The following is a 25,909-nucleotide window of genomic DNA, read 5'->3' as shown; positions in this document are numbered from 1 at the left end:
GCACGGGGACGGCCAACTTCCGGTCATGTACGTCCGGGATGCGAAAAATCGAGAGGAGGTCTGGCTACTCGACCACATAGAGGAGATGGGGCTGGACGAGACGAACTTCCGTTCCCGTGACTACGTCATCGCTATCGACCAGCACGACGACCGGAAGGCCGGCTTCGGCCGCATCCGAATCCACAAACCCGACGACGGCGACCCCGTCTGCGAGCTCACGAGCATCGGCGTCCTCCCGGAGTGGCGCGACCAGGGCGTGGGAGCGCACGTCATCGAGCGACTCGTCGACTACGCCGAAGACGAGGGGTTCGACGTCGTCTACTCGCTGACCGGCGCCGACCGCTATCTGGCCCAGTTCGGTTTCGAGCGCATCGAGACGTCGGCGCTGCCGCCCCGACTCCGGGAGCGACTCGAAGAGAAACGCGAGAACATCCAGCCCGACGCCGTCCCGATGCGGCTCGCGCGCTCCGATTTCGCCGTTCCGCCGCGCTTTCGCGAACGGTTCAAGAACGCGTCGGCCCACGAGCCCGAGCCGGAACCGGAGGACACCGCCGAGGACTTCGGTATCGACCCCGACGAAGCGACCTACAAGTACGACACCGGTCGCTAGGGCCCTCTGGGCTCGGTAGTTCTCTCTCCGTGGCCGTTTGGGGAACGGCGAGCGGTGTGAATCACCAGAGAGTCCCGAGCGTAGCAGTCCGGGACTTTCCGGCGCTACAAAGCGGTCGCGGCGACAAACACGGTCGTCTCGGCTAGCGAACGTCGAGCAGTTCGATGTCGAAAATCAGCGTCCGCCCCGCGAGCTCGTGGTTGAAATCGACCTGCACGGCGTCGTCCCGGACCGCAGTCACGTCGCCGTGGAGCTCGTTTTTCGCCTCGACGTGGACGCCGACCTCCGGCTCCTGGCCGACCATCTCCTCGAACGCCTCCGGGTCGTACTCGCGAATCTTCTCCTCCTCGATGTCGCCGTAGGCCTTTTCCGGCGGGACCTCGATGGTCCGCTCTTCGCCTTCCTCCATGCCGACGAGGGCCTCCTCTATCCCCTCGATGATGTCGCCGCGACCGACGGTGAAAGAGAGCGGCGCGTAATCGGCCGGCTGGACGCCCTGTGCCGTGATGAGGTCCTCGTGACGGGCGACCTCCTGCCGTGAGGTGTCGAAGAGGCTCCCGTCCTCGAACCGTCCCACGTAGTGGATGGTTACCCCATCCCCGCGTTCGACTGGCATACCACGTGTTCTGTGCAGGAGTGATTTAAAGCCAGCTTTTGGTTGCCGCGGGTTTCGCGTCGGCTCTCCCGATGAGGCGGTCGACTACCGGTGGTCTGAACTACGGACAGTTGTCGTGCGCGTCACTCAACCAGTCGTGTCCAGCGTGAGAGAGAACGAGTTAGACGGAGCTAACAGGCGAAGATTTGGCATCTCGCTGCCGAAATCACGCTCCCAAACGATAGTGTGAGGGACGGAGTATTGTACATTATCTTTTTATACATTCACGAGAAATGACAGGACGGAGTGTCAATAAAATGTCAATGGAAGCCGTGGTCTATCAGGGGCCACACGAGGTAGCGGTAGAGGAAGTCGAAGAACCGCAGATAGAACACCCGAACGACGTACTCATCGATATCACGACGTCCTGTATCTGTGGGTCCGACCTCCACATGTACGAGGGCCGGACGGCCGCCGAACCGGGCATCGTCTTCGGGCACGAGAACATGGGCATCGTCACCGAGGTCGGCGACGCCGTTACCACGCTCGAAGAGGGCGACCGCGTCGTCGCTCCGTTCAACGTCGCATGCGGCCACTGTGAGAACTGCGAGGACGGCTACACGGGCTTCTGTACCAACGTCAACCCGGGCTTTGCGGGCGGGGCCTACGGCTACGTCGCGATGGGACCGTACAAAGGCGGACAAGCCGAGACGCTTCGCATCCCGTACGCGGATTTCAACGCGCTACAGCTGCCCGAGGGTGACCAGCACGAGGACGCCTTCGCGCTGCTCGCGGACATCTTCCCGACGGGCTGGCACGGGACGGAACTCGCGAACCTAGAGCCCGGCGACTCCGTCGCCATCTACGGTGCGGGCCCCGTGGGGCTGATGGCCGCCTACAGCGCGAAAATCAAAGGTGCGGCCGAGATTTACTCCGTCGACCGCGTCCCGAGCCGCCTCGAACTGGCCGAGGAGTACTGCGACGCGACGGCCATCAACTTCGAGGAGGGCGACCCCGTCGAACAGATCATGGACGAACACGGCGGCGAAGTCGACAAAGGCGTCGACGCCGTCGGCTACCAGGCCATCGACCCCGAGAAAGAGGCCGACGACGCCTACGACCCCGCCCGCGAGAACCCGGCGGTCGTCCTCAACGACCTCATCCGGACCGTTCGGCCGACCGGCGAGCTCGGCATCCCCGGGCTGTACGTTCCGGAGGACCCGGGAGCGCCCGACGAGATGGCCGCGCAGGGCCGTCTGGGCATCGACTTCGGTCTCCTGTTCGAGAAGGGGCAGAAGCTCGGCACCGGGCAGTGCAACGTCAAATCCTACAACCGCGAACTCCGTGACCTCATCATCGAGGGACGAGCCGACCCCAGCTGGGTTGTCTCCCACCGCGTCGACCTCGAAGAGGCCCCGGAGATGTACGAGAAGTTCGACGAACGTGAAGAGGGAGTCACCAAGGTGCTCCTCGAACCCTGAGATAGCACCCGACGACGGGCTATCTCAGCGGTTTCGGCGGCAGCGCTATAGTTGTCGGACTGATACCTGTGGATATGTGTCAGTACTGCAGCTATCGGTTCCACGACGAGTGGAGTGCGCTGTTGGCCTACGACGACGTCTACCAGCGGGCGATGGACGCGACCTCGGAGTCGACCTACGGCTTCCACGAGGAGTGGGACGAACTCCGCGAGCAAGTCGGCTACGGGGACTGATTCGCCTCTCTCGGGAACGGGTCCGCGTCGGCCGACGGCACTGAGTCGCCGTCACGCACGAGGCAGTCGTCGAGTTGGGCCGTCACGCCGTCGAGCGAACGCCCGATGACGACGAACCGGGTGGCCGGATCGTCCTCACCCCACTCGCCGATCGGGCCGGCCTGCACTGTCGGGCCGGCCTGACTCACGCCCAGAACTGTGTCCGGCCTGCTCGCGACCCAGACGAAGCCCTTCGCTCGGACGACGTCGCCGTCCCAGTCGTCCAGCCACGCGTCGAAGCGGACGGGGTGGAACGGGTCCTCGCTGCGGTAGACGAGGGACTCCACGCCGTGTGCGTCGGCGGCCGAGCGTCCGTCACCGTGGTCGTGCCCGTGGCTGTCGTGCCCGGGCGACTCGTTTTCCGTGCCCGCGAGCGTCTCTTTCCACCCCTGCCGCCGCTGCGCAGCCTCGAAATCGAACCGTCCCGTCTCCAGCACCGCCGTCGGGTCGACGTCGCTGTAGGTCGTCCGATGTACCGTCGCGCGCGGCTGGAGTTCGCGGATGGCGCCCTCGACTGCGTCGAGTTCGTCGTCGTGAACCATGTCGCACTTGTTCAGCAACAACACGTCACAGAACTCTATCTGGTCGACCAGCACCTCCGTCAGCGGCCGCTCGGGGTCGGGCGCGGCGTCGGGGAGTGACTCTTCGGGGTCGAACGCCTTCCAGAAGCCGTAGGCGTCCACGACGGAGACGGTCGTATCGAGCGTGAACCGCTCGGGGAGGCTCGCCTCGTCGGTCCCGACGGTCAGCGTGCGAGCGATGGGTATCGGTTCGCTTATGCCCGACGCCTCGACCACGAGATAGTCGAACTCACGCACCTCGGCCAGCCGGGTGATCTCGGTCACGAGGTCGTCCTGCAGTCGACAGCAGATACAGCCGTTCGAGAGGTCGACGATTCCCTCCTCGCTTTGGTCGGCGAGCAGCTCCGCGTCGACGTTTATCTCGCCCATGTCGTTGACGACGACGGCGATTCGCCTGTCGCCGGGATCGGCCAGCAGGCGGTTGACGAGCGTGGTCTTGCCCGCGCCGAGCGGACCGCTGACGAGTGTAATCGGCACGGGAACAGGTTGTTCGGATGTCATTTGTGTGAGGGGAGGTCCCGGGATACAATGAATCCTCGGTGGCTGGCCGAACCGTCGCGAACCCTTAAGCCCGCGCCGGCCGACGGTTCGGCCATGTTCGACCCCGAGGAACTGGACGAAATCCGCGAGGCGAAAGCCGAGTGGGAGCGCGAGGACGTCCAGCCGACCGTCGAGCGCTTCGGCGAGCGCGAGGAGCGGTTCACGACGGACACGGAGGGCCAGAAGGTAGACCGGCTCTACACGCCGGCGGACGTGGCCGACCTGGACTACGAGGCGGACCTCGGCTTCCCGGGCCGGGAACCGTACACCCGGGGCGTCTACTCGACGGGCTACCGCGGGCGGCTCTGGACGATGCGCCAGTACGCCGGGATGGGGACCGCCAGCGAGACCAACGAGCGGTTCAACTACCTGCTCGACGAGGGCCAGACCGGGCTCTCGATGGCGTTCGACCTGCCGACACAGATGGGGTACGACTCCGACGACGCGATGGCGGCCGGGGAGGTCGGCAAGACCGGCGTCGCCATCGACTCGCTCGCCGATATGGAGACCGTCTTCGAGGGTATCCCGCTGGACGAGGTCTCGACCTCGATGACGATCAACGCGCCCGCCGCCGTCTTGCTGGCGATGTACATCGCCGTCGGCGACGTGCAGGGCGTCGACCGCGAGGAACTGCGGGGGACAATCCAGAACGACGTGCTCAAGGAGTATATCGCCCGCAACACGTTCATCTACCCGCCCGAGCCCTCGATGCGGCTCATCACGGACATCTTCGAGTTCTGCGCCGCGGAGGTGCCGAAGTTCAACACCATCTCCATCTCGGGCTATCACATCCGCGAGGCCGGCTCGACGGCCGCCCAGGAGATCGCCTTTACCCTCGGTGACGGTATCGAGTACGTCGAGGCCGCCATCGAGGCCGGGCTGGACGTCGACGACTTTGCCCCGCAGCTCTCCTTCTTTTTCGCGTCGTACAACAACATCCTCGAAGAGGTCGCGAAGTTCCGGGCCGCCCGGCGGCTCTGGGCGAAGCTCATGGACGAGCGCTTCGACGCCGAAGACCCGAAATCGAAGCAGCTGAAGTTCCACACCCAGACCGCCGGCTCGACACTGACCGCCCAGCAGATAGAGAACAACGTGGTCAGAGTGGCCTATCAGGCGCTCGCTGCGGTCCTCGGTGGGACCCAGAGCTTACACACCAACGGCAAAGACGAGGCCATCGGGCTGCCGACCGAGGAGTCGGTTCGGACAGCCCTCCGCACGCAGCAGATTCTCGCCCACGAGTCGGGCGCCGCCGACACCGTCGACCCGCTCGCGGGGAGCTACTACGTCGAATCGCTGACCGACGAACTGGAACAGGAGGCCCGCGACATCATCGAGGACGTCGACGAACGCGGCGGGATGCGTCGCGCGATCGAGAGCCAGTGGGTCCAGCGCCAGATTCAAGACGTCGCCTTCGAGCGCCAGCGCGAGCAGGAGGCCGGCGAGCGCGTCATCGTCGGCGTCAACGAGTTCGAGGTCGAGGAAGAGGGCGAGCAGGACATCGAGGAGGTCGACGAAGCGGTCGAAGCCGCTCAGCAGGAGAGCGTCGCCGCGGTGCGCGAGGAGCGAGACGACGAGGCCGTCGAGGCTGCCCTCGCCGCCCTTCGCGAGGCCGCCGACGGCGACGAGAACCTCATGCCCTACATCGTCGACGCCGTGAAGGCCTACGCCACCACCGGCGAGGTGTGTGACGTGCTCCGGGACGCCTTCGGGGAGTACCAGCCCGGCTCGTCGATGTGAACTGACTCCCACAGGGAGGAGACACCGCTGTGCAGTTCGACCCGCCGCCCTCTGGAGACGCGTCGAGGTGGCGTTCGCTGAGGCCCGGGCGGCCGCCGCTGCCCTGACCGACGAGTCCGGGCCCGACTTTGGTCGGGTACCGGCCGGTGGTACGCGGTCGGCTACCGGCTGGGAACGAGCGCGTCTTTGTTCCGGCCAGCAGATAGTGAACAATTGGCATAGGGATGGGTTACCGGGGCCTTCACAGAGGGAAAAGAACTTGTCGGTTGCAGGTGTCGGTCCGGATATGAAAGCCATTGTACTAGCAGGCGGATACGCGACGCGAATGTGGCCGATCACCCGACACCGGCCGAAGATGCTACTGCCGGTCGGGGAATCGACGGTCATCGACGGTATCGTCGACGAACTCGAAGGCGACGACCGCATCAGCGAGATCTTTATCAGCACGAACGAGGCCTTCGCGGGCGAGTTCGAGACACACTTCGCGGAACGGGGCACCGACAAGATAACGATGTCCGTCGAGGACACCAGCGACGAGGACGAGAAGTTCGGCGTCGTCGGCGCGCTCGCACAGCTGGTCGACCGCGAGGGGCTGGGCGAGGAGGACCTGCTCGTCATCGCCGGTGACAACCTCTTTGGCTTCGACATCAGCGAGTTCATCGACCACTTCAAGGGGTACGAGGACCCGACCCTGGCCGCCTACGACGTCGGCGATCTGGAGAAGGCAAAGTCCTACGGCCTCATTCAGGTCGAGGGCGAGGAAATCGTCGACTTCCAGGAGAAGCCAGACAACCCGAAGAGCACGCTCGTCTCCATCGCCTGCTATGCCTTCCCCGCCGACTCCATCCGCTTCGAGGAGTACCTCTCGGACGGCAACAACCCCGACGAGCCCGGCTGGTTCATCCAGTGGCTCGTCGACCAGGGCTCGGTGCGACCGTTCAGCTTCGACGGCGCGTGGTACGACATCGGGACGCCAGAGAGCTACCTCGAAGCCGTCGAGTTCGCCCTCGAAGGCGAGAACATCGTCGCCGACGACGCCACCGTCGAGAACTCCCGGCTGGGTAGCAACGTCCACGTCCTGTCGGGCGCCACGATACAGAACTCCGACATCGACGACACCGTCGTCTTCCAGGACGCCACCATCACCGACGCCGACATCACCGACTCTGTCATCGACGAGAAAGCGACCGTCGACGACAAGGACCTCGACAGCGCGCTCATCGGGCAACACTCCCGCGTGCAGTAGTAGTCCCTTTTCGCTTCGAGGGGCTCCTCGCTCGCTTCGCTCGCTGCGGGAACCCCCGTCGCAAAAATCTACGCTGAAAACTGCCGGAGTCGCCGCGGACGGCGCTCTCGGGAAACGGCTCGCTCCGCTCGCCGTATGCTCCTGACGGCCTGCCCTTCCCCGTCGGCGCTCGGGTGCGACAGGTGTCGCACCACTCGCGCCCGGCCGCCTCAGCCGGCCGGCCCGAACAGATTCTCGGCGAACGCACTGGCGAGGGCGACGCCCGTCTCGACGGGTACCTGCGTCGTCGCCGCTTCGGTGTTCGCCGCCCACGTCTCGTACTCCGCCTCGTCCTCGAAGACGTGGATGTACGGACACACCTGTTTGTAGGTCTCTTCGATAGAGGGACACGAATCGCAGTCGACCTCGTCGGCGACCCCAAGCGAGACCACGGCGTTCGGATGGGAGTAGTCGACGCCGTCGGGTGCCACTGTTATCTCCACCGCCGCCCCGCGTTCGGGCGTGGTCGAGCGGATAGTGCCGGGCGTGTCGGCCAGGAACGGCACGACTAGCGGGTCGAGCACGCAGATGTACGACTGCGAGCGGTCGCCGTCGACGAAGGCGTGGGCGCCGTCGTCGGTCGTACAGAGGTCCTCGATAGTGGGCGGTTCGCCGTCGTAGCCCCGCTTGCGGTCGCGGAGCATCGCGACCCAGGCCGCCGCGGTGTCGGGCGGGGCCGTCCCGTAGAGGTCGCCAACTCCCGTCGCGATATCCGCCGGGAGCCGGAACTGTTCGAGCGCCAGTTCGTGACCGAGTTCGCTCGGTTCGATGTGGTGGTCTGCCATCGCGGCTATGCTTTGCTATCCGAAGCTATTATACTGTGAAGTCCAAAGTAATGGAGCAGGTACACGGACTCAAAGCTATGGACGGATTCGACTGTGCGACCGACGACCCACGGTGTTACTGTCTGCTCTCCGACGTGCTGGACCTGCTCGGCCGGAAATACGTGATGGACATCGTCTGTGTGGTGGCCATCCACGGCACCGTCCGCTTTGGCACGCTGGAGGACCACGTCCCCGAGGCGAGCACGTCGACGCTGTCGACGCGGCTCGACGACCTCGAAGCGTCCGGACTGGTCACCAGAGAACAGTACGACGAGATTCCCCCGCGTGTGGAGTACGAACTGACCGACGACGGCGAGGAACTGGCCGAGCGGTTAGAGCCGGTTCTGGAGTGGGCGCGAGGTCGCGCCGGTCGAGCGGCGTCGGGGACCGAGTGAGCCAGTCACTCGGCGAGGGCCGTCCTCGCTTCGAGGACCTGCATCGGGCCCTCCGGTGGCACCCACTGGTCGGCGAGGGTCCAGCCAGCACGGTCCAGCAGCGCTGCGTACTCCGACCGTGTCCGCTCGCGGCCGCCCATGTGTGCCAGCATCGCCACGTCCAGTTTCTTCGAGAAGTGTGACTGCTCCGGCCCGGGAACGACCGCTTCGAGGACGAACAGCCGGGCGTCGGCGGGGGCCGCCTCGCGGACGGTCGAGAGAACGTCCACGCACGCCTCGTCGCTCCAGTCGTGGAGAATCCACTTCAGGACGTAGGCGTCGGCCTCGGGAACCGACTGGAACATATCGCCGCCCACGTACGTACAGCGGTCCGTGACCCCAAATTTCCGGGGCCACTCCGTCTCCTCGGCGACGACGCTGGGCCGGTCGAAGACGGTGCCCTCCAGCTCCGGGTACTGCTCTAGCAGCCGACAGAGCAGGTAGCCGTGACCCCCGCCGACGTCGCAGACCCGGTCGAACCGTGAGACGTCGTACTCCGCCAGCACCCCGAGCAGGGTATCGGTCTGCCGGTATGACATCGCCGTCATGAACTCGTTGAACGCCCGCGCGAACTCCGGGGCGTCCGTCATGTAGTCGAAGATGTCGCGGTCGTACTCGCGGACGAACCCGTCGGGCTCGCCCTCGCGGAGGATGTCGGGCAGGTGAGTCAGGGCCGTGACCCACTCCGTGCTCTGGAACAGCATGAGCCCGGGCTGCACCGACTTCGGGTGGTCCGCGCGGAAGAACTGCCCCACCGGCGTCAGAGCGAACCGCCGGCTGTCGTCCTCCGCGAGGACGCCAAAGTGGCTCAGTGCCCTGAGCAGGCGATACGTCGCGTCCGGGTCCAGTTGCAGCGCCGCCGCGAGTGTCTCGGCCGCCGTCGGTTCCTCGTCGAGCCGGTCGAACAGTCCGACCCTGACAGCCGCGTGGAGAACCTGCCCACTCCACAACCCATCGAGGAGTTCCTGTGCCTGCTTAAGCTGTTCCGCCTCGTTGCGTGCGCTCGTGCCGTCGGAGTGTGGTTCGCTCATGGCAATAGTCGGATAGGTATGTACCGCGAACCGCACTAAAATTTGTTTACTAGGCGGAAAGTATTATTAATACTTAGCTTGAGATTTACGTTAGAAGGGCCGGTCGCGCGGAGTGGGGCCGGCGAAGCAGCCGGAGAGAATTCACTCCAGCCACGCGTCCTCGACCACGAGCGTCCCGCGCGTCCCGTCCCACTCTGTCGAATAGTCGAGCTCGATGCGCCGGTCCATGTGAGGTCCGTCGGTCACCAGCGTCTCGAACTCACCACCCTCGCCGAGGATGTGGACGCCGTACTCCTCGTTGAGTTCCTCCAGTTCGTCCAGCGCGTCGGCGTCGAGGGTGCGGCCGAGCCAGGACTCGTCCAGTCCGTAGGCGGCCACGCGGATGATGCGAATCTCGAAGCCGGCGTCGAGCATGGCGTCGGCGAGGTCGCGGGGGTCCTCCTGCCACAGCGGGGCAAAGAGGTTGGCTTCCAGGCGCTCGGCCATCGCCTCGATACGGCTGGTCTGGTACTCGCTCTCGACGGCGCCGGCGGTGACGCCGGCCACGCCGACCTCGGCGTCCAGTTCGCGCAGGGCTGCCTCCAGCGGTTCGAGTTCCGCGTCGCCCTGTTCGCCGGAGTCGGGCACGTCGTCGGCGCCGAAGTCGTCGGGTTCGACCTCCACGAGCGGGATGCCGATGCTCTCGGCGGCCAGGCTCGCGAGCCGCGTCGCCGGGACGTGGTACATGTAGGAGTCGCCCTCGGGGTGGACCGTCACCAGTCGCTCGACGGGGTAATCGTTAACGAGTGCGCGGTAGAGCGCCCACGAAGAGTCTTTCCCGCCCGAGAACAGCGACACCCACACGCCGTCAGTCATGCAGTCCCGTAGCCCGGCCGCGTGTAAATCGCTGTCTGTTCGCGGAGCGCCCGTCGGCCCCTCGCTACCGCTCGCTGCGTCGCTGTGCTCGCGGCTCGTTGCACTCGCCGCTGCGCTTTTTCGAGCGGTCACGTCGTTCGCTCGCCTAGTCGACCAGCTCCGCCTCGATGTCGTTCTGGCTGACGTAGGCCGCGACGCGGACGCCGACGACGGCGACGAGGATGCCCGCGAGGATGAACGAGGCCAGCCGGGTGCCGAGATCCATGCTGAACCCGTTGACCTCGACGAGACCGAAGTCCATCGCGGGCACGCGAAACGGGCCGAACACGCCCGCGCGTTCGAGGAAGTACGCCGAGAAGCCACGGATTACGAGCCCGACCGCGACCGCGCCGAAGGGGAGATTCACGTACGCGCTACGGATGCCCTCCCGCTGGAGGAGTTCGTCGAGCAGCCGCCCCAGCGAGGCCGCGAGCGCCGCGGCGGTCAGCCAGGGGACGCTCTCGAAGAGGAACCGGTTCGCGAGGATAAACAGGCCGGTCGAGCCGAACGAAGATATCTCCAGCGCGCCGGCGAAGATGCCGACGATGGAGAGGCCGCCGGCGACGACGTACGTCACCAGCGACACCTGTCCCGAATACAGCGCCTCGCGAATCTGGCCCGGCAGCCGGGAGAGGTAGACGTCGATACCGAGCCCCTTGTAGATGAGAAACACACCGAGCGCGGCCGCGATGGCGCCGAGCGCGGTCGTCGGGTCGACGAACTGCAGGAGCAGCGGGAACGCGAGCAGCGCGATACCGACCGGGACGAGGACGGTACGGCGAAGCTCCTCGTCGGCGAGGAACTGCTTGAGCAGGTAGTAGGTGGACTCGATGTCACGGGCCTGTCGGACGACGACGCGGTCGACGGCGTCGACGCGGACCCGGCTCTCGATGATGGGGACCAGCCGCTCGTCGTCGGCGCTGTCGACGACGACGACGGCCGAGTCGGGCTGGTAGTCGGAGACCAGCGACTCGGTCTGGCGCGCGATTTCGCGGTCGCTCCCGACGGCGTCGCCCCCGCCACCGACGACTGCCACGACGGTGTCGTCGCCGTCGGCTTCGAGGTCGTCGGCCACCCGGAGCCCTTCCAGCAGGCAGTTGATGCGGCTGTCTTCGGGGTCGATGACACCGGTCTCGGTTATCGTCGATTCGACGGCCTGGCGCCCCACCACCGGACACCTGTCGGACACAGGGCTGTCCCGGTCGATGCACACCACCAGCGTTGTCACAGTGTTGCAGAGTAGGGCGCGAAATAAAAAACCCTCGCGGGCCGAATCCGTCACTGGCGTCGACGAGACACGCTGTTTCGGCGGTCGAGGGGGCCCGTAACCCGGCGTTACCGACGGAACGAGAGCCCGTCGACGTCGCCGTCGAAAGCGCTCGCGACGCCGGCTCCCAGCGAGAACGCGACGGCCTGGGCGCCGCCGCGGACCTTCGACATGAGTCCGGACTGGGGCTCGAACTCCGCGACGGTGACGGGTTCGTTCAGCGTGTCTTCGAGTCGGTCCTCCACGTCCTCGCGGGTCCCGAGCGCGTCGACGAGCCCGCGCTCGTGTGCCTCCGTCCCGAGAAACACCCGGGCTTCGGTGTCCCGGATGGTTTCCTCGTCCAGTTCGCGACCGTCGGCGACGGTCTCGACGAACTGGTCGTAGTAGTCGTCGACGATGCGCTGGAGATACTCGCGCTCCTCTTCGTCCAGCTGTTTCAGCGGGGTGCCGGCGTCCTTGTACTCGCCGGCGGTGAACTGCTCGTAGGAGAGGCCAATCCGGTCTGCCAGCTCGTTGGCGTTGACGCGCGAGCCGATGACGCCGATGGAGCCGACGATGGAGCCCTCGCGGGCCCACAGCTCGTCACAGCCCGCGGCGATGTCGTAGCCGCCGCTGGCACAGACGTCGGTCGCGTAACCGATGGTCGGCCCGTCGAACGCCTCGGCGGCCAGCCGGATGTCCTCGCTGGGGACGATCTGTCCGCCCGGCGTGTTGAGCTTCAACAGGAGCGCGTCGGCCCCGCGGTCGTCGTCGGCGCGCTCTATCTGCTCGACGATGTCGTCGGCGCCGGGGCCGGTCGGCGCGCTGGCGAGCCCACCGCCGCCGTCCCGCGTAATCGGCCCCTCGACGGCGACCTCCGCGACGTTGTGACTCGGCGCGACGGAGCCGGCGACCTTGCTCGCGATGCGGGCACCGGCCAGTCCCGCGACGAGCACCAACAGCACGCCGAGCAGGTCGGTGAGGTCGGCCGGGAAGCGGACGAACACCACCGCGGCGGCGGCGACCGCGACCAGCGAGCCCACCAGAACGATACCCAGTCGGACGACCGAGTCCCCGTCGACCATCACTGGAACCCCAGCGGGCGGGCGCTGGTGGACTCCTCGCCGCCCCCCTGCATCTGCTGGGCCAGCTGGGCCTTTGTCTGGCGTATCTCTTCGGCCTGCTTGGCCAGCGACTCGGTTTCGACCTCGACGCCCGTCAGCAGGACGATACCGGCTTCGAGCAGCGTGCCGGCGGCCTCCGGGTCCGGGAACTGCGGGTCCGCCTCGACGACCAGCCCGACGCTCGTCAGGCCGACCCGCTGGGCCTCGTGCACGAGCGCCCCGGTCGGGCCAGTGATGGCCCCGGACTCGGTGGGCGAGTCGATGCCCGCCTCGGACAGCAGAGCACTCCCCTCGCCCGTGGCGATACCGTACAGCGAGGGGTCTGTCTCGCGCTCCGCGGGCATCCCGCTGAGGAACACCGGCGTCACGCCCTCGCCCCGGAACCAGTCGACCATACAGCCCGCGAACGACTCCGCCGCGTCGGGCGAGACCGGCGCGTCGCTCTGGAGGACCAGCAGCTCCCCCTCGGCGTCGGCGTAGAGCCGGACCGGGCTCCGGACCGTCGGGTCCCCCTCGCTGTAGACAGCGATTTCGGGCAGCCCGTCACAGCGCGCGGTGCCGTAGTGGACCATGTCGTTGGCCTCGACCAGATGGTCGGCCGCGAGCTTGCCGACGAGGCCGATTCCCGGCAACCCCTCGACGAGCGTCGGCTCGTCGAGTTCGATGTCGTCGCGATGTACCTCTACGTGTGCCATACCTGAACGGAGGGCGGCTGGCCGCTTGAAAGGCAGGGCCGAGAGAGCCCCATCCGGTCGGAGAGACTGTGGCTGTGCTCGGACGGAAGCGATCGTCACGTCGGGGACGGACGGTCCCCGTCGACGGACAGCGACCGGTATCAGCAGCCGCCGCCCCAGCCGGGGTTTTCCCCGTGCTCCTGCAGGAACGCCCAGTCGTCGAAGGCGACGTCCGACTCGGTTCCGTCCGAGAAGCGCAGCGGACCGGACCAGGAACCGTAGTCGTAGTTCATGTTGCTCTGATACTCCTCTTCGGTGTACGTTTTCCCGTGGTGGAATCCACCACTGTACACGTCGTTCGCCCAACTGACGGCGAGATTCAGCGAGTGACCCAGTTCGTGGTGGACCGTCCAGGTTGGGTCAGACCCTTCCACGTAGAACGACCCGTCGGCACCTCTCCCGCCATCGTCGTAGAAATCCTCTGTCGTGATGACGCCATAGTGGTAGCCGGCACAGCGGAAGTCCCGGTACTCGTTCTTGTAGTACCGCATGTCGTCTCCACTCGCGTTGGATAGCGGAATCGTATCGTTCTCCTTGACGTGCAGGTTCATCCCGTAGGACCCATCAGGGTTGACGAACGCGGGGTCGGTGAGCCCCTCCTCGACGGTGTCCCAGTCGCTCTTGCTCATCGGGTCCTCTTTGATGTAGTCGACTTCGAGGTAGATGTCGAACTGGAGCGGGTCGGCGTCGGGGAGCAGCTCCGTCTGATTGACCTCGACACCGTCGGGGAAGCCGTCGCGGTCGGTGTCCGCCTCGGTCGGGTCGGTGCCATTGTCGATTTCCGCACAGTCGTCGAGACCGTCGTCGTCGGAGTCGACCCCGTCCTCACACTCGGGTATCGCTTCGGCAGTGACGTTGACCGTCGCGGTGCCGGTGTACCCGTCATCGTCAGTCACCGTCACCGTCACGTCGTAGCTACCGGCGCTCTCGTAGGCGTGGTCGGTGATGGGACCGGTCTCATCGACCGTGCCGTCGCCGTCGAAGTCCCACTCGTAGCTCTCGATAGAGCCGTCCGGGTCCTCCGAGTTACTGGCGTGGAGACTGAAGTGTTCACCGACCATCATCGTCGTCGGGTACACCGCGGTTTGCGCGCTCGGTGGGTCCTCGACCGTGATTTCGACGGTGGTTCTGTTCGCCCCACCGGCGTCGTCGACCACCGTCAGCGTCGCGTTGTACGTGCCACCACTCTCGTAGGTGTGGGTGACGGTCTCGCCGGTGTCCGTCGAGTTGTCACCGAACTCCCACTCGTATCTCTCGATCGAGCCGTCGGAATCGAACGATTCGCTTCCATCGAACGACACCGGAATACCGGCAACGGCCGTCGTCTGGTTCACGCTCGCGTCGACAGTCGGTGTCGCAGTGTCCGCTTCGACCGATATGGTCACGGTGTCTGTGGCGGTCTTCCCGTCGTCGTCGGTGACGGTCAGCGTTGCCTCGTAGGTGCCTGTCCTGTCGTAGCTGTAGTCGTTCGTGGCGTCGGTCACTTCGACTTCACCGTCGCCGTCGACATCCCACTCGTAACTCTCGATAGTGCCATCGGGGTCGGTGGAGCCACTGGCATCGAACGTCACCGGCTCGCCGAGCCCGGCGGTCGACAGGTTGGCTGTCGCGTCCGGGGCTGGTGGGCTGTTCGCGGTGATATCGATGTCGTAGCTGTTGGTCGCCCCGTTGTGCCCGGACACGGCGAAGTAGTACGTCCCGCCGCTGTCGACGGTATATTCGAGCGACTCGTCGTCCGAGAAGGACAGTGACAGTTTACGCACGCGACTGTCATCCCACAGTTCGAGTTTGAGGTTGCCGTCGGCGTGCCTGAAGAAAACGTCAGCCGAGATGGTTCCACCCGCAGTGACATCCACGGCGAAGAAGTCAGCATCAGTCGCGTCCGAGATGCTGAGGTTCTCGTAGGTGGCCTCGTCGCCGACCTCTGTCGCGCTCGACGGACCGTCGTTCGGTTCGAGCGTCTCGGCCTCGACAGTGACGGTGACCGTCGCGTTGTCGGTCGCCCCGTCGTCGTCGGTGACGGTGACCGTCACGTCGTACGTGTCGGCGCTGTCGAAGCTGTAACTGTTCGTTGCGCTGGTCGCTTCGACCTCACCGTCGCCGTCGACGTCCCACTCGTAGCTCGCGATTTCCCCGTCTGCGTCGCTGGATGCTGTCGCGTTGAGCGTGACGGTCTCGCCGACACTCACCGTCGACGCGTTGGCCGTTGCGTCGGCCGCTGGCGCGCTGTTGGCCCCTCCTTCGACAGTGACGGTGACCGTTGCATTATCGGTCGCCCCGTCGTCGTCGGTGACAGTGACCGTCGCGTTGTACGAGTCCGCGCTCTCGTAGCTGTAGTTGGGCGTGGCACCGGTCGCTTCGACTGTGCCGTCGCCGTCAACGTCCCACTCGTAGCTCTCGATTTCGCCGTCTGCGTCGCTGGATTCCGTCGCGTTGAGCGTGATGTTCTCGCCGACAGTTGCCGACGGCGAGGCGGTCGCCACAGCGGTCGGCGCGTCGTTCTGTTCGGTGTCACCGTCATCAGAACCGCCCGAAGACCCGTCGTCACCGTCATCAGAACCGCCCGAAGACCCGTCATCACCGTCATCAGAACCGCCCGAAGACCCGTCATCACCGTCATCAGAACCGCCCGAAGACCCGTCATCACCGTCATCAGAACCGCCCGAAGACCCGTCATCACCGTCATCAGAACCGCCCGAAGACCCGTCGTCACCGCCGCTGGAGCCACCAGAGGACCCATCGTCACCGTTGGTGACGTTCACCGTCATTGTCGTGGTGTTGACAGCACCGTCGTCGTCGGTGACAGTGAGAGTCAGCTCGTGGGTACCGGCTCGCTCGTACACGTGGCCGACGAAGGTGCCGGTCTCATCCGTGGTGCCGTCGCCGTCGAGATCCCACTCGTAGCTCTCGATAGCGCCATCGGCGTCAGTCGAGTTGAGGGCATCTATCATAACGTTCTCACCGACAGTCGGTGACGCCGGAGCGGCCGTTATCGCTGCGGTCGGTGCGTCGTTGGTTTCGGTGACGGTTACGTTCACTGTCGTCGTCTCGGTGTTCCCCGTCTCGTCAGTGACAGTGAGCGTCGCCCTGTGTGTCCCGTTGCTCTCGTAGGAGTGAGTGTTAGTGGGGCCGGTCGCATCCGTAGTGCCGTCGCCATCGAAGTCCCACCTGTAGCTCGTGATGTCGCCGTCTACGTCGGTCGAATTGCTGGCGTCGAAGGTGACGGCTTCGCCGACCGTCGCCGACGACGTGTTGATCGCCGCCGCAGTCGTCGCTCCGCTATCCTCGCCCGCCTGGGGAGTGGTCTCGGCGGTCTGTATCGGAGTCCCGGTGTCGTTGCCGCTCTCGGGCGTGACAGGCCCAGCGTTCGTTGCCCCGGGAGCGAGGAACATCGCCGACACTAGAAGCACAATGCCGACAACACCGACGACAGCCAGCACGGGAAGATTCAGAGCCGAAAGCGGTCCCTCGTCTGTCATCGGTGTCCCCCTCCGCTCGCAGGCGGTCGTCTGCCGGGACGTGTCGCCTGCCTGTGACGGCCCCACCGGTGGTTCGCCCGATACAGTCTTCCCTGTCGTCCGTCCGTGGATATGATGCTCATCATTGGTATCACCCGTGACCTGCTCGACGCGTTAGTAGCAACCATCTCACGTCGCTGACAGCCGTCGACCAACCTGAGAATCCCCCATTTCTGGGACCGCTGTCGCCACAGCCGAGTAGTACCGCTTCGACGTGTCGACAATCGGCCGGCCGACCGACGGCCGGATACCGCTCGAACCCTCAGTACGTCTCATCCGAACTAGTTGCTTATCTCTACCCTACTGGTATAAAATTTGCTTATAATAGATTAAAATAAATTGGGTGTCATCGGACACAAAGCGTCCGATTGCCCGCGAGTGTCGTCCGACAGAGAGTAGAGCGTTCTTTCGTGGCTGAGCGATTTGGAGATTCACGATCTCTGCAAGACCGACGGTCACGGGAGAGGGCGGCTCTCCCGGACGACGTCGCGCTCGCCCTGACTACAATCGGGGGTTGTTCGAGAGAGCGGACTCATGCGAGTCGAACGGTTCGGTGTTCGAAGCGGTCCAGTCACTACCTCGGCCCATAGCTTCGAAACGCACAAGCGGGACCCTCGCAAACCTCGCCGCAATGGAACCACCGGAACGGTATCGCGCCATCGTCGACGACTTCGAGGCGTTCCGGGCAGCCTGCGAGCGCCCGCTGCCGTCGGCGATTCGGGTCAACACCCTCAAAGCCGGCGTCGCGGACGTTCGGCGAGCCCTCGACGAGGCCGGCGTCAGCTACGAACCGGTCGACTGGCACGACGAGCTGTTCGTGCTGCCCGAGGACTCGCCGGGGGCGAACTGGCCGTACTTCCACGGCTGGATTCACGGGCAGGAGGAGGTGTCGGCGGTGCCGGCGTCGGTGCTTGCCCCGGAGCCGGGCGAGCGGGTGTGGGACGCCTGTGCCGCGCCGGGGAGCAAGGCGACCCAGCTCGCGGCGCTGATGGACGACCGCGGGGAGGTCGTCGCGACCGACAACAACCTCGGGCGCATCTCGGCGCTGCGGACCAACACCGAGCGTCTGGGCGCGACGAACGTCGCGGTCACCCACGAGGACGCCCGGAACCACTCGCTGAAGCCCTTTGGCGGGGCCGAGTACGACCGGGCCTTGGTGGACGTGCCCTGCTCCTGTGAGGGGACTATCCGCAAGAACCCCGACGCCTTCGACGAGTGGTCGCTGTCACACGTTCGGGGTATCTCGGGCGTCCAGAAAGACATCCTCGAACGGGCCGTACAGGCCACGGTCGAGGGCGGGACGGTGGTCTACTCGACGTGTACCTTCGCGCCGGAGGAGAACGAGGCCGTGCTCGACCACGTCCTCGAACGCGAGGACTGCGAACTCGTCGAGTTCGACCTCCCCCTCGACCACCGCGCGGGCGTCACCGAGTGGGAGGGTGCGGCGTTCGACCCGAGCGTCCGGCTGGCCAAACGCATCTACCCGCAGTTCAACGACACGGGCGGCTTTTTCTGTGCGAAACTGGAGGTCGGACAGTGAACGACAGCACGAAGTTCACGCGGCTGCCGGCCAGCGACGACGACCGCGCCGAGCCCGACCGGGCGACCCGCGAGGCGGTGCTCGACTTCTGGGAGACGCGCTTTGGCGTCCCGCCCGAGACCTTCGACGGCCACACGTTCTGGGAGCGCGGGAAGGGGAAGCTCTGGTGTTATCGGGGGGAACCGCCCTCGCCCGTCGACGTCGAGGCGCTGGGGATGACGTTCCTCCGGACGCGCCAGGAACACTGGAAGCCGACGCTGGAGGCCGTCCAGCGGTTCGGCGAGCACGCGACAGAGTGTGTAATCCACCTCTCCGAGAGCGAGGCCGAGGCGTTCGTGGCGGGGTACGACCAGGAACTCGACTGGGACGGCGACTGGGGCTACCTCGTCGTCACTCACGACCTCGCCGGCCGCCGCGAACCGGTCGGGGTGGGACTATACGTCTACGGCGAACTCCGCTCGCAGGTCCCGAAAGGACGGCGGCGGGACCTGGATACATAGGACACGACACCAGTCTCGTCTCGGTGCCTACCGCCCGCGGTGGATGAGGAAGGCGACCTCGACGGTGGCCTTGTACTCAGTTATCTCGCCGTCCTCGACCTCCGCCGTCCAGCTCTCGACTTCGACGCCGTGGATGTCGTCGATGGTCTCGGTGGCCTCCGCGACGGCCTCGTGGGCCGCGTCTTCCCACGACTCCGTCGATGTGCCGAGTATCTTGACGATTTTGACTGCTGTCATAGCGATTGGCTCGTCGCCGGAGCGGCCTAACTATGGAGAGGCTAGCCCCGCCGCCAGCGGGTAGGAGTCGGTTATTCCCGGGCTACTCCGACCGCGCTCGAACCGTACCGCCGCTCAGTCCGTCCCACTCGATTCGGTAGCCCAGCCGGGAGAGGACGGCGCCGTCGTCGTCGATACCGTGCTCGTCCAGCAGTTCCTCGACAGTCGCGAGTGACTGGCCGGCCTCGATACGCTCGGCGAGGTCGTCGAGTACCGACGGCCGAATCAGGGTGCGCCCGACGCGCTCGTGGTCGGGGACGGTCTTGTCCGCGAGGGCAGCTTCGCTGACGCCGTACTCGTCCGCGAGGGCGGCGAGCGACACCACGTCGGCCTCGGGCCGGAACTCCTCGGGGATATCGGCGGCGCTCGACGCGACCAGCTGGTCCTCGTAGGGCCGCAGGGCGTCCCGTACGTCCTTGACCCGGATGGTCCCCGAGTACGGTATTGCGCGGTGGTCCCGCGCCTCGATGTCCGCCCCCACGCCCAGGGACTCGTCGACGGCAACGAGCATCGTCACGTCGTCGACGTCGGCCAGCCGGTCGAGCTTCTTCGCGACGTATTCGGGCGTCCAAAAGCCCATCACCTCGAAGAAGAGCCGGAGCTCGGTGTCACCGCTCGCGGTGTCCCGGACCTCCCCAGCCCCGCCGGGGCGCCAGTCGAATGCGAAATCGGGGATGACGACGTGTTCGCCCGCTTCGAGCGGTTCTGGCTCGCGGATCAGTTCCCAGTCCAGACCGAGCGACGAAAAGCGAGCGGCGAAGTCGGCCTCGACGCCGCTGTCGTAGCTCACCTCGGCGACGGGGTCGACGCCGGGCACGGACACGTCCGCGTCGGTGAGGCGCAGTTCCCGCTCGGTCCCGCGGTCGTCGACGGTCGCCGAGAGCGTCCACTCGCTCGTCCCGGCGACGGTCCGCAGCAACCGGGCAAAGCGGGTCCCGTACCGTCGCGTCTTCGAGAAGACGGCGTCGGGGCCGGTGACGACCACTTCGCGTCCCTGTGGCGTCCGGCGGATCTCGTACATCAATCGGAGTCGCTTGACCGCCGACACCACCGCCTTCGGGTCCGAGGAGCGCACGCGGACCTCGGTGGCGTCGAACAGCGCGGTCTGAGCCAGCGAGAGGTTGTACTGGGTCACCAGCTCGGCCGGCGACCAGCGGGCGTCGACCGCAGCCAGCACCTGCCGGTCGGCCAGGTCGGCGTACAGCGACGATTCGAGCGCGTCGGCGTCGATACCGAGCCGGTCGGCCGCCCGGGTCAGGGCCGTCTCGCGCTCCGCTTCGGTGACGACGCCGACCGCTTGGGCGGCCTCGAACACCCGCTTGCGCGCACGTTCCGGCGGAATCGGCGCCCGTGTCTCGACGGTCGCCTCCCGCTCGACGAGCTTCGCAAAGCCCCGGACGAGCTTGAAGTCGTCTGCCTCGCCTTCGAGGTCGGTGAGCGCCCGCTGGAGCCGTGCCCGGGGCTCGCCGACGTGGCCCTGATAGACGCCGAGAACCCGCGCGGCCAGCGCCTCGTGGGACGAGTCGGCGAACTGCGGGTGGTAGCCGCCGCCGGCCCGCGAGACGCGAAGCAGGTCCTTCGTCAGCACGGGCGACAGTGGGAGAGCACGGTACAAAAATCGTCCGTGCCGGCTCCCCGTCGCGCTGCGGGACCGCTCCCTCGCTACTCCCCCGCGCGGCGTTTCCACTCGCGCTCCTGGCGGCGCTCGGTGAGGTGGCGCCGGCCGTCGGCGAGTTGCTCGCGGACCAGCCGCTCGTAGTCGGTCACGTCCGCGAGGATGCCGGACTCGAACGTCTCCAGCAGGTCGTAGGTCCAGCGGTCCTCGATGGCCCCGCTGGGGAGTAGTTCGTCCCGCAACTGGTCGGCAAGCTCCGTGTGCCCGTGCTCCCGCAGCGTCGCCTCGGCCTCGTGGAGGTGGTCCATCGCGTGCCCGGTCGCGTGGTGGACCTCGACGAGGCTGCCGTGGGCTCGTCGCATCCACTCGACACCGAGTTCGGCCTCGTGCAGCGCCGCCAGTTCGGCCTCGCTGAGCGCCGGTGTGTCGTCGGTATCTGTCACGTCGTCTACTAGAGCGTCCCCGCGTATAGATGTTGGTCGCCGGCTAGCGCCGCCGCCGAGCCACCCGCTCCTCGGCGGTCTCCTCGGTGACGAGTTCGTACAGCAGCGCCCGCGAACCGTCCGACTTCGGCCGGAGAATCCGGCCCAGCCGCTGGGTGAACTCCCGCTCCGAGCCGCTGCCCGAGAGCACCACGGCGACGTTGGCGTCGGGCACGTCGACCCCCTCGTCGAGGACATTCGCGGTCACGACCCGGGAGTACGTGCCGTCGCGGAACCGGTCGAGTATCTCGCGGCGCTCGGCCGCGCCCGTCTCGTGGGTGATGGCTGGGAGCAGGAACCGCTCGGAGAGGCGGTAGACGAGGTCGGTGTACGCCGTGAAGACGATGACGCGGTCGCCCCGGTGGCGCTCTAAGATGTCCGCCAGCCGCTCGACCTTCCGCTGGGCGTTCATCATCACCTCGCGGGCGCGCTGTTTGGCCAGCAGGGCCTCGCGTGCCTTCGGGTCGGTGCCCGACCGTTTCACGAGTTCCTGGTAGTCGCTGCCCGAGCGGAGCGAAATGTTCGACCGTTTGAGGTAGTCCGTGAAGGTGCCCTGGTGCTCCTCGTACCGTTCGCGCTCGTCGTCGGTCAGCTCGACCGCGATTCGCTTGATGTCGTAGTCGGCGAGGTGTTCGCCCGCCAAATCGTCGACCGCGACCGACTGGACGAGCGGGCCGACGAGCTCCTCGACGACCTCGTGAGCGTCGTCGGGCCGCTCGAACGTCGCGGTGAGGCCCAGCCGTGCCGGAGCCGCGAGCAGCCGGGCGATGTCACGATACCCCTCGCCGCCCAAGTGGTGGACCTCGTCGAAGACCACGAGCCCGAACCGGTCGCCCAGTTCGTCGGCCCGGAGATACGCCGAGTCGTAGGTGGCGACCGTGACAGCTTCCACGCGCTGCTCGCCGCCGCCCAGCCGGCCGATAGGCCGCTGGAACTCGGTTTCGAGCTCGCGCTGCCACTGTTCGAGGAGGTCGATGGTCGGGACCACGACGAGGGTCGGCGTCCCGAGCGCGACCATCGCCGCGATGCCGATGACGGTCTTGCCACTGCCCGTCGGGAGTTCCAGACAGCCGCGGTCGTCGGCGCCGCGCCAGCTATCGAGGGCCGCCCGCTGGTACTCGCGGAGTTCGTACGTCGTCGAGAGGTCGACCGGCGCGGTGTCGAGGACGCGGTCGGCGTAGTCGAGCCCGCGGTCGTCCAGTGCGGCGCGGAGGTCGGCGTAGCGGTAGGCCGGTGCGCGCGCGGATTTCGAGCGGCTGTCCGTCGCGACACCGGGCAGGTCCGCCGGCACGTCGCCCGTGATTCGGACGGTGCCCTCCTCGAACGTCAGCTCCAGCATCGTCGGGAGTTCGGCGACGCCGTGGATAACGGTTTCGCGGTCGCTACGTGCAACGAGTGATGTCGTACCGGAGGGTGAACAGCCGGACCCCCAGCGCCTCGACGCGGTGTGTCGCCCCGACCGCCTCCCCGTCCGGATGGACGACGAGCGTCTCGTTTAGCGGGAGCCGGACGCCGGCGCCCCCGACGACGAGGTAGAGGCCGGCGTCGTCGGCGTTGTCCCGGGCCGGGAACGACGACAGGACCAGCCCGTCGCCGTCGTTTTCGACGCGGAGGATGCCGGTCAGGTTCGCCCCCGGGAGCGGGAACACCACGCGCAGGAACGGCCGGTCGTCACCGACGTACCGGTCGTAGACGCCGACGTACGTCATCCGCCGGGCGTCGGTCACGCGGTCGGCGTTGGACCGAATCCAGGCGTGGTCGCCCGTCGCAGGGTCCGCGCCGCCGACACCGACCACCCGACCGGTCAGCGCGGCGTCCCCGGCGACGGGCGCCAGCGGGATAGAGAGCTGCCCGATTCGCGTCGCGACGGGGCGGTACAGCCGAGCGAGCCACCCCCAGGGGGGCGCCCAGTCGGGCTCGACCGCAAGGGCGTACTCGCCGGTTCGCTCGTAGAACCGGCGGACCGGCGGGGCGACGGCAGCGGGGTCGAACCCCCGGCAGGCGTACGCCTCGACCGAGTCGACCATCCCGGCGACGGCCGTCTCCCGCGTCAGGCCCCGACGGTCGAGGAAATCCGCACCGACGCGCCACCCGGCTCCCAGCCGACTGAACGGGATGCCCGGCGGCCGGGCCGGCGAGTCGGGGATGGCGAACCGCCACCCGGCCAGCGCCGCCACGGCGACGCCGAGAGCGGCTGCGCTCACACCGACCGACCACGGGCCGAGGGCCGACCCGCTCGCCGTGAGAGCGACGCCGGCCGGCCCGACGGCGACGACGGCGGTCGTCACCCACAGCACCGTGCCGAGTCGTCCGTCCGGGCCACACCGACCGGCGAGCCCGGCGACCGTCGTGAGACCCGTGCCGGCGGCGAGAACGTGGCCGACAGCGAGCGGGGCGGCGACCGGCGGAGCCACCACAGCGGCGCCGGCGCGGTTCAGCAGCAGGACGACCCCGCCCGCGGCGACGTACCCCAGCCCCGCGTCGAGGGCCAGTTCCGCGAGCGGCCAGGGACCGCGACCGAGCAGCCGCCACAGGCCGAAACCGCCGGCGGCGAGCGCCGCCAGCGCCCAGGGGACGGCGGCGGCCGCCGCCGTCGGCCCGGTCCCCAGGGTCAGCGAGCCGACCGCCGGGACGGCTGTCAGCGGCTGGCTCAGAACCGCGAGCGCGTACCACCGCGAGCGGCTGCCGTCCCGGCGGGGCGTGTCGGCCAGCCGCAACACCAGCGGGACCACCACCAGGATACCCAGCGCGGCCAGCGCCCGGTCGGTGTCCAGCTCGGCGGCCGAGACGACGACCAGCCAGGCGACGGCGCCGGCAGCGGCGCTGGCGTCGGCGAGCGTCGGGAGCCACGCCCGAGCCGGGTCGTCGGTCGCCGTCCTGGCAGGGGGCGACATCAACCGAGGTCCCGGTCCGCCGGGGCGTCCGTCTCGGGCAGGCGGGGAACGGGCTCGAACTCGACGGTGAACCAGCCGTCGTAGGCGAACACCGGCCCCAGGAGCGGGTTGGCCACCGAGACGCTGATCTCGAAGCGGTCGAGCTCGTCGTCGTAGCGCTCGACGACGGTCACGGCGGCCCGGAGCGGCCGCGGTACCGGTACCTGCCGGTCGCCGAGGCGAACCCACTGTGCGCCGGTGCCGATGCGGAGCGCGTCCCCCTCGGTAACCGTGAAGTGGAGCTCTGTCACCGGGTTCCGATGGGTCCCGAGCGCGTCGACGACGCAGTCCCGACGCTCGTCGTACCGCATGTAGGCGTCGAACCGCCGCTCGCGCCCCAGGTCGAACTGCCGGACGTACGCGACTGTCTCGACGCCGTCGTCGTCGAACGGGGTCGTCCGGACCTCGAAGGGGACGTCTGCCCCCTGCTCGGGAAAGAGCAGGTTCCGGCGGGTGCCGGCCCACAGCACCGGGAGCGCCAGCGGGTTGTGACGGACCGAGTACATCCGGCCCCGGCCGACACAGCGCGTGCCGTCCGCGCTGGTCAGCGCGTACCGCTCGGCGATGGCCGGGTGGAGCTCGTCGTACGCCGGCCCGAGCGCCCGCTGGAAGACGCTGTTCATCCGTCGGGAGCAGTCCGCAGGCAGTTCGACGCTGTGGGGACGCGCCCGGCCAGCCGTCCGGCGACGAGGCCCAGCGCGGCCATCCCGACGGCCGTCACGACGGGGTTGTACGGCCCGAGCGCGACACCCGGGTCGGTCGCCACGGCACCGGCGGTCAGCGCGACGGGGGCCAGCCCCGCCAGATAGGCGAGCCACGAGGAGCGCCACCAGACCAGGAGCGCGACGCCGACGGCCAGTTCGGCGACCCCGAGCGCGACGACCGCCTCGCCCGCGACGCTGCCGAGGCCGGCGCGGCGGAACGGGGCGAGCTCCGCCGGGTGGCCGACGAGCAGCTTCGGAACGAGCCCCTGATACACCCAGATGAGCGCCAGGCCGACCCTGGCGACGGCGTGGGCGAAGAAGGCCCGGTAGCTTGCCGCCGGCGGTGTCCCGTCCTCGACCCAGCGGGCAAGCACGTCGAAGCTGAGCGCGGTGGCCCACCCCAGCAGCGGCCGGAACGCGAGTCGGTCGACGAGCGCCCCGACAGGGCCCCAGCGGGTCTCGTAGTTGTACTCGGTGAGAAACCGGAGCCCGTCGTCGGTCTCGACGTACCGCCAGAACCCCCGCCCCTCGCTGATGAGCGAGCGGCGCTGGTCGCTCCGGAAGGAGAGCACCGAGGTCGTCTCCTCGCCGTCCTCGTTGGTCGCGACCGACTCGCCGGTCCCCTCGACACCGAACCCGAAGCCGATGCGGGTCGCGTAGGTGAACCGCTGTGGTTCGCCCTCCGCCCGTGGGAGGTAGTCAATCTCCGAGAACCGGAGGTCCCACCGCTCGTGCTCGTCGGGCTCCTGAGTGCGCTCCCACACCGCGTCCAGCGGCCCGCTGACCAGCCGCTCGACGTATATCGCGTCCCGGCTCATACGACGGGTCCACACAGCACAGCAGTCATGTTCCGCGCCGCCAGCGACGGTGTCTGATGCATATGTTTTCATCGATGGGGCGCCGATATATATTTTCTTGGCGAGCACCGCGTTTCTGAATCCTTTTATTCGCGT

General features: G+C 67.3%; 24 protein-coding genes. 8 read left to right on the top strand and 16 right to left on the bottom strand.

The window, feature by feature from the left end:
* Positions 1–25: 25 nt before the first annotated feature.
* The gene (locus tag NDI56_RS01415; RefSeq protein ID WP_310917621.1) at positions 26–610 is read left to right on the top strand and encodes a GNAT family N-acetyltransferase; all 585 of its coding nucleotides are present in this window, start codon (positions 26–28) and stop codon (positions 608–610) included.
* 142 nt (positions 611–752) lie between these two features.
* Here NDI56_RS01415 and NDI56_RS01410 read toward each other — a convergent pair whose 3' ends face one another.
* A complete protein-coding gene (locus NDI56_RS01410) occupies positions 753–1,226 on the bottom strand; it encodes an FKBP-type peptidyl-prolyl cis-trans isomerase (protein ID WP_310917620.1) in 474 nt (157 codons plus the stop codon).
* 302 nt (positions 1,227–1,528) lie between these two features.
* On the opposite strand from NDI56_RS01410, the gene NDI56_RS01405 reads away from it, so the two are divergent.
* Together NDI56_RS01405 and NDI56_RS01400 are read left to right on the top strand one after the other, a co-directional pair.
* A complete protein-coding gene (locus NDI56_RS01405) occupies positions 1,529–2,686 on the top strand; it encodes a glutathione-independent formaldehyde dehydrogenase (protein WP_310918915.1) in 1,158 nt (385 codons plus the stop codon).
* A gap of 74 nt (positions 2,687–2,760) precedes the next feature.
* Positions 2,761–2,919 (top strand): hypothetical protein, encoded by a 159-nt coding sequence (locus tag NDI56_RS01400; protein WP_310917619.1) that lies wholly within the window; start codon positions 2,761–2,763, stop codon positions 2,917–2,919.
* Here NDI56_RS01400 and NDI56_RS01395 read toward each other — a convergent pair.
* The gene (locus NDI56_RS01395; RefSeq protein WP_310917618.1) at positions 2,907–4,040 is read right to left on the bottom strand and encodes a CobW family GTP-binding protein; all 1,134 of its coding nucleotides are present in this window, start codon (positions 4,038–4,040) and stop codon (positions 2,907–2,909) included. The genes NDI56_RS01400 and NDI56_RS01395 overlap by 13 nt on opposite strands.
* A gap of 93 nt (positions 4,041–4,133) precedes the next feature.
* Between NDI56_RS01395 and NDI56_RS01390 the strand changes: the two genes are divergently transcribed.
* Together NDI56_RS01390 and NDI56_RS01385 are read left to right on the top strand one after the other, a co-directional pair.
* Positions 4,134–5,816: an acyl-CoA mutase large subunit family protein gene (locus tag NDI56_RS01390; RefSeq protein WP_310917617.1), complete on the top strand. Its 1,683-nt coding sequence runs from the start codon at positions 4,134–4,136 to the stop codon at positions 5,814–5,816.
* Positions 5,817–6,102: 286 nt separating this feature from the next.
* A complete protein-coding gene (locus NDI56_RS01385; RefSeq protein WP_310917616.1) occupies positions 6,103–7,062 on the top strand; it encodes a nucleotidyltransferase family protein in 960 nt (319 codons plus the stop codon).
* A 209-nt stretch (positions 7,063–7,271) separates the two neighbouring features.
* Here NDI56_RS01385 and merB read toward each other — a convergent pair whose 3' ends face one another.
* A complete protein-coding gene (gene merB, locus NDI56_RS01380; protein ID WP_310917615.1) occupies positions 7,272–7,886 on the bottom strand; it encodes an organomercurial lyase in 615 nt (204 codons plus the stop codon).
* Between the two features lie 77 nt (positions 7,887–7,963).
* On the opposite strand from merB, the gene NDI56_RS01375 reads away from it, so the two are divergent.
* The gene (locus tag NDI56_RS01375; protein WP_310917614.1) at positions 7,964–8,320 is read left to right on the top strand and encodes a winged helix-turn-helix transcriptional regulator; all 357 of its coding nucleotides are present in this window, start codon (positions 7,964–7,966) and stop codon (positions 8,318–8,320) included.
* Positions 8,321–8,325: 5 nt separating this feature from the next.
* Here the strand turns inward: NDI56_RS01375 and NDI56_RS01370 are convergent, their stop codons facing one another.
* From NDI56_RS01370 to NDI56_RS01345, 6 genes are all read right to left on the bottom strand, one after another.
* A complete protein-coding gene (locus NDI56_RS01370; protein WP_310917613.1) occupies positions 8,326–9,390 on the bottom strand; it encodes a methyltransferase in 1,065 nt (354 codons plus the stop codon).
* A gap of 141 nt (positions 9,391–9,531) precedes the next feature.
* Positions 9,532–10,245, bottom strand: a complete 714-nt coding sequence (locus NDI56_RS01365; protein ID WP_310917612.1) for a diphthine--ammonia ligase — start codon at positions 10,243–10,245, stop codon at positions 9,532–9,534.
* A gap of 145 nt (positions 10,246–10,390) precedes the next feature.
* Positions 10,391–11,512 carry a DUF373 family protein gene (locus tag NDI56_RS01360; protein ID WP_310917611.1) on the bottom strand — a complete coding sequence of 374 codons (1,122 nt, stop codon included), beginning with the start codon at positions 11,510–11,512 and terminating at the stop codon, positions 10,391–10,393.
* Positions 11,513–11,619: 107 nt separating this feature from the next.
* Complete coding sequence (sppA, locus tag NDI56_RS01355; protein WP_310917610.1) at positions 11,620–12,615, bottom strand: signal peptide peptidase SppA; 996 nt, start codon at positions 12,613–12,615, stop codon at positions 11,620–11,622.
* Complete coding sequence (locus NDI56_RS01350) at positions 12,615–13,349, bottom strand: proteasome assembly chaperone family protein (RefSeq protein WP_310917609.1); 735 nt, start codon at positions 13,347–13,349, stop codon at positions 12,615–12,617. Before NDI56_RS01350 ends, sppA begins: the two co-directional genes overlap by 1 nt.
* Positions 13,350–13,489: 140 nt before the next feature.
* A complete protein-coding gene (locus tag NDI56_RS01345; RefSeq protein WP_310917608.1) occupies positions 13,490–16,867 on the bottom strand; it encodes a PKD domain-containing protein in 3,378 nt (1,125 codons plus the stop codon).
* Positions 16,868–17,537: 670 nt separating this feature from the next.
* Here NDI56_RS01345 and NDI56_RS01340 point away from each other — a divergent pair.
* Both NDI56_RS01340 and NDI56_RS01335 read left to right on the top strand, forming a co-directional pair.
* On the top strand, positions 17,538–18,446 hold the full coding sequence (locus NDI56_RS01340) for an RsmB/NOP family class I SAM-dependent RNA methyltransferase (RefSeq protein WP_310917607.1): 909 nt from the start codon (positions 17,538–17,540) through the stop codon (positions 18,444–18,446).
* The gene (locus NDI56_RS01335) at positions 18,443–18,946 is read left to right on the top strand and encodes a DUF7122 family protein (protein ID WP_310917606.1); all 504 of its coding nucleotides are present in this window, start codon (positions 18,443–18,445) and stop codon (positions 18,944–18,946) included. The genes NDI56_RS01340 and NDI56_RS01335 overlap by 4 nt, the downstream gene beginning before the upstream one ends.
* A gap of 27 nt (positions 18,947–18,973) precedes the next feature.
* Here NDI56_RS01335 and NDI56_RS01330 read toward each other — a convergent pair whose 3' ends face one another.
* From NDI56_RS01330 to NDI56_RS01300, 7 genes are all read right to left on the bottom strand, one after another.
* The gene (locus NDI56_RS01330; protein ID WP_310917605.1) at positions 18,974–19,183 is read right to left on the bottom strand and encodes a dodecin family protein; all 210 of its coding nucleotides are present in this window, start codon (positions 19,181–19,183) and stop codon (positions 18,974–18,976) included.
* Between the two features lie 82 nt (positions 19,184–19,265).
* A complete protein-coding gene (locus tag NDI56_RS01325; protein WP_310917604.1) occupies positions 19,266–20,810 on the bottom strand; it encodes a DUF790 family protein in 1,545 nt (514 codons plus the stop codon).
* Between the two features lie 74 nt (positions 20,811–20,884).
* Entirely contained in the window at positions 20,885–21,280 is a 396-nt protein-coding gene (locus NDI56_RS01320; protein WP_310917603.1) for a hypothetical protein, read from the bottom strand.
* 43 nt (positions 21,281–21,323) lie between these two features.
* Entirely contained in the window at positions 21,324–22,658 is a 1,335-nt protein-coding gene (locus tag NDI56_RS01315; RefSeq protein WP_310917602.1) for a DEAD/DEAH box helicase family protein, read from the bottom strand.
* A 43-nt stretch (positions 22,659–22,701) separates the two neighbouring features.
* Entirely contained in the window at positions 22,702–24,213 is a 1,512-nt protein-coding gene (locus NDI56_RS01310; protein ID WP_310917601.1) for a YndJ family transporter, read from the bottom strand.
* Positions 24,213–24,875: a DUF4166 domain-containing protein gene (locus NDI56_RS01305; RefSeq protein WP_310917600.1), complete on the bottom strand. Its 663-nt coding sequence runs from the start codon at positions 24,873–24,875 to the stop codon at positions 24,213–24,215. Before NDI56_RS01305 ends, NDI56_RS01310 begins: the two co-directional genes overlap by 1 nt.
* The gene (locus NDI56_RS01300) at positions 24,872–25,774 is read right to left on the bottom strand and encodes a DoxX-like family protein (RefSeq protein WP_310917599.1); all 903 of its coding nucleotides are present in this window, start codon (positions 25,772–25,774) and stop codon (positions 24,872–24,874) included. Before NDI56_RS01300 ends, NDI56_RS01305 begins: the two co-directional genes overlap by 4 nt.
* Between the last annotated feature and the right edge of the window lie 135 nt (positions 25,775–25,909).

The organism is Halomicroarcula saliterrae (genome assembly GCF_031624395.1).
In the GTDB taxonomy this organism is placed as follows: Archaea; Halobacteriota; Halobacteria; order Halobacteriales; family Haloarculaceae; genus Haloarcula; species Haloarcula saliterrae.
This window is presented reverse-complemented; position numbering and strand designations above follow the sequence as displayed.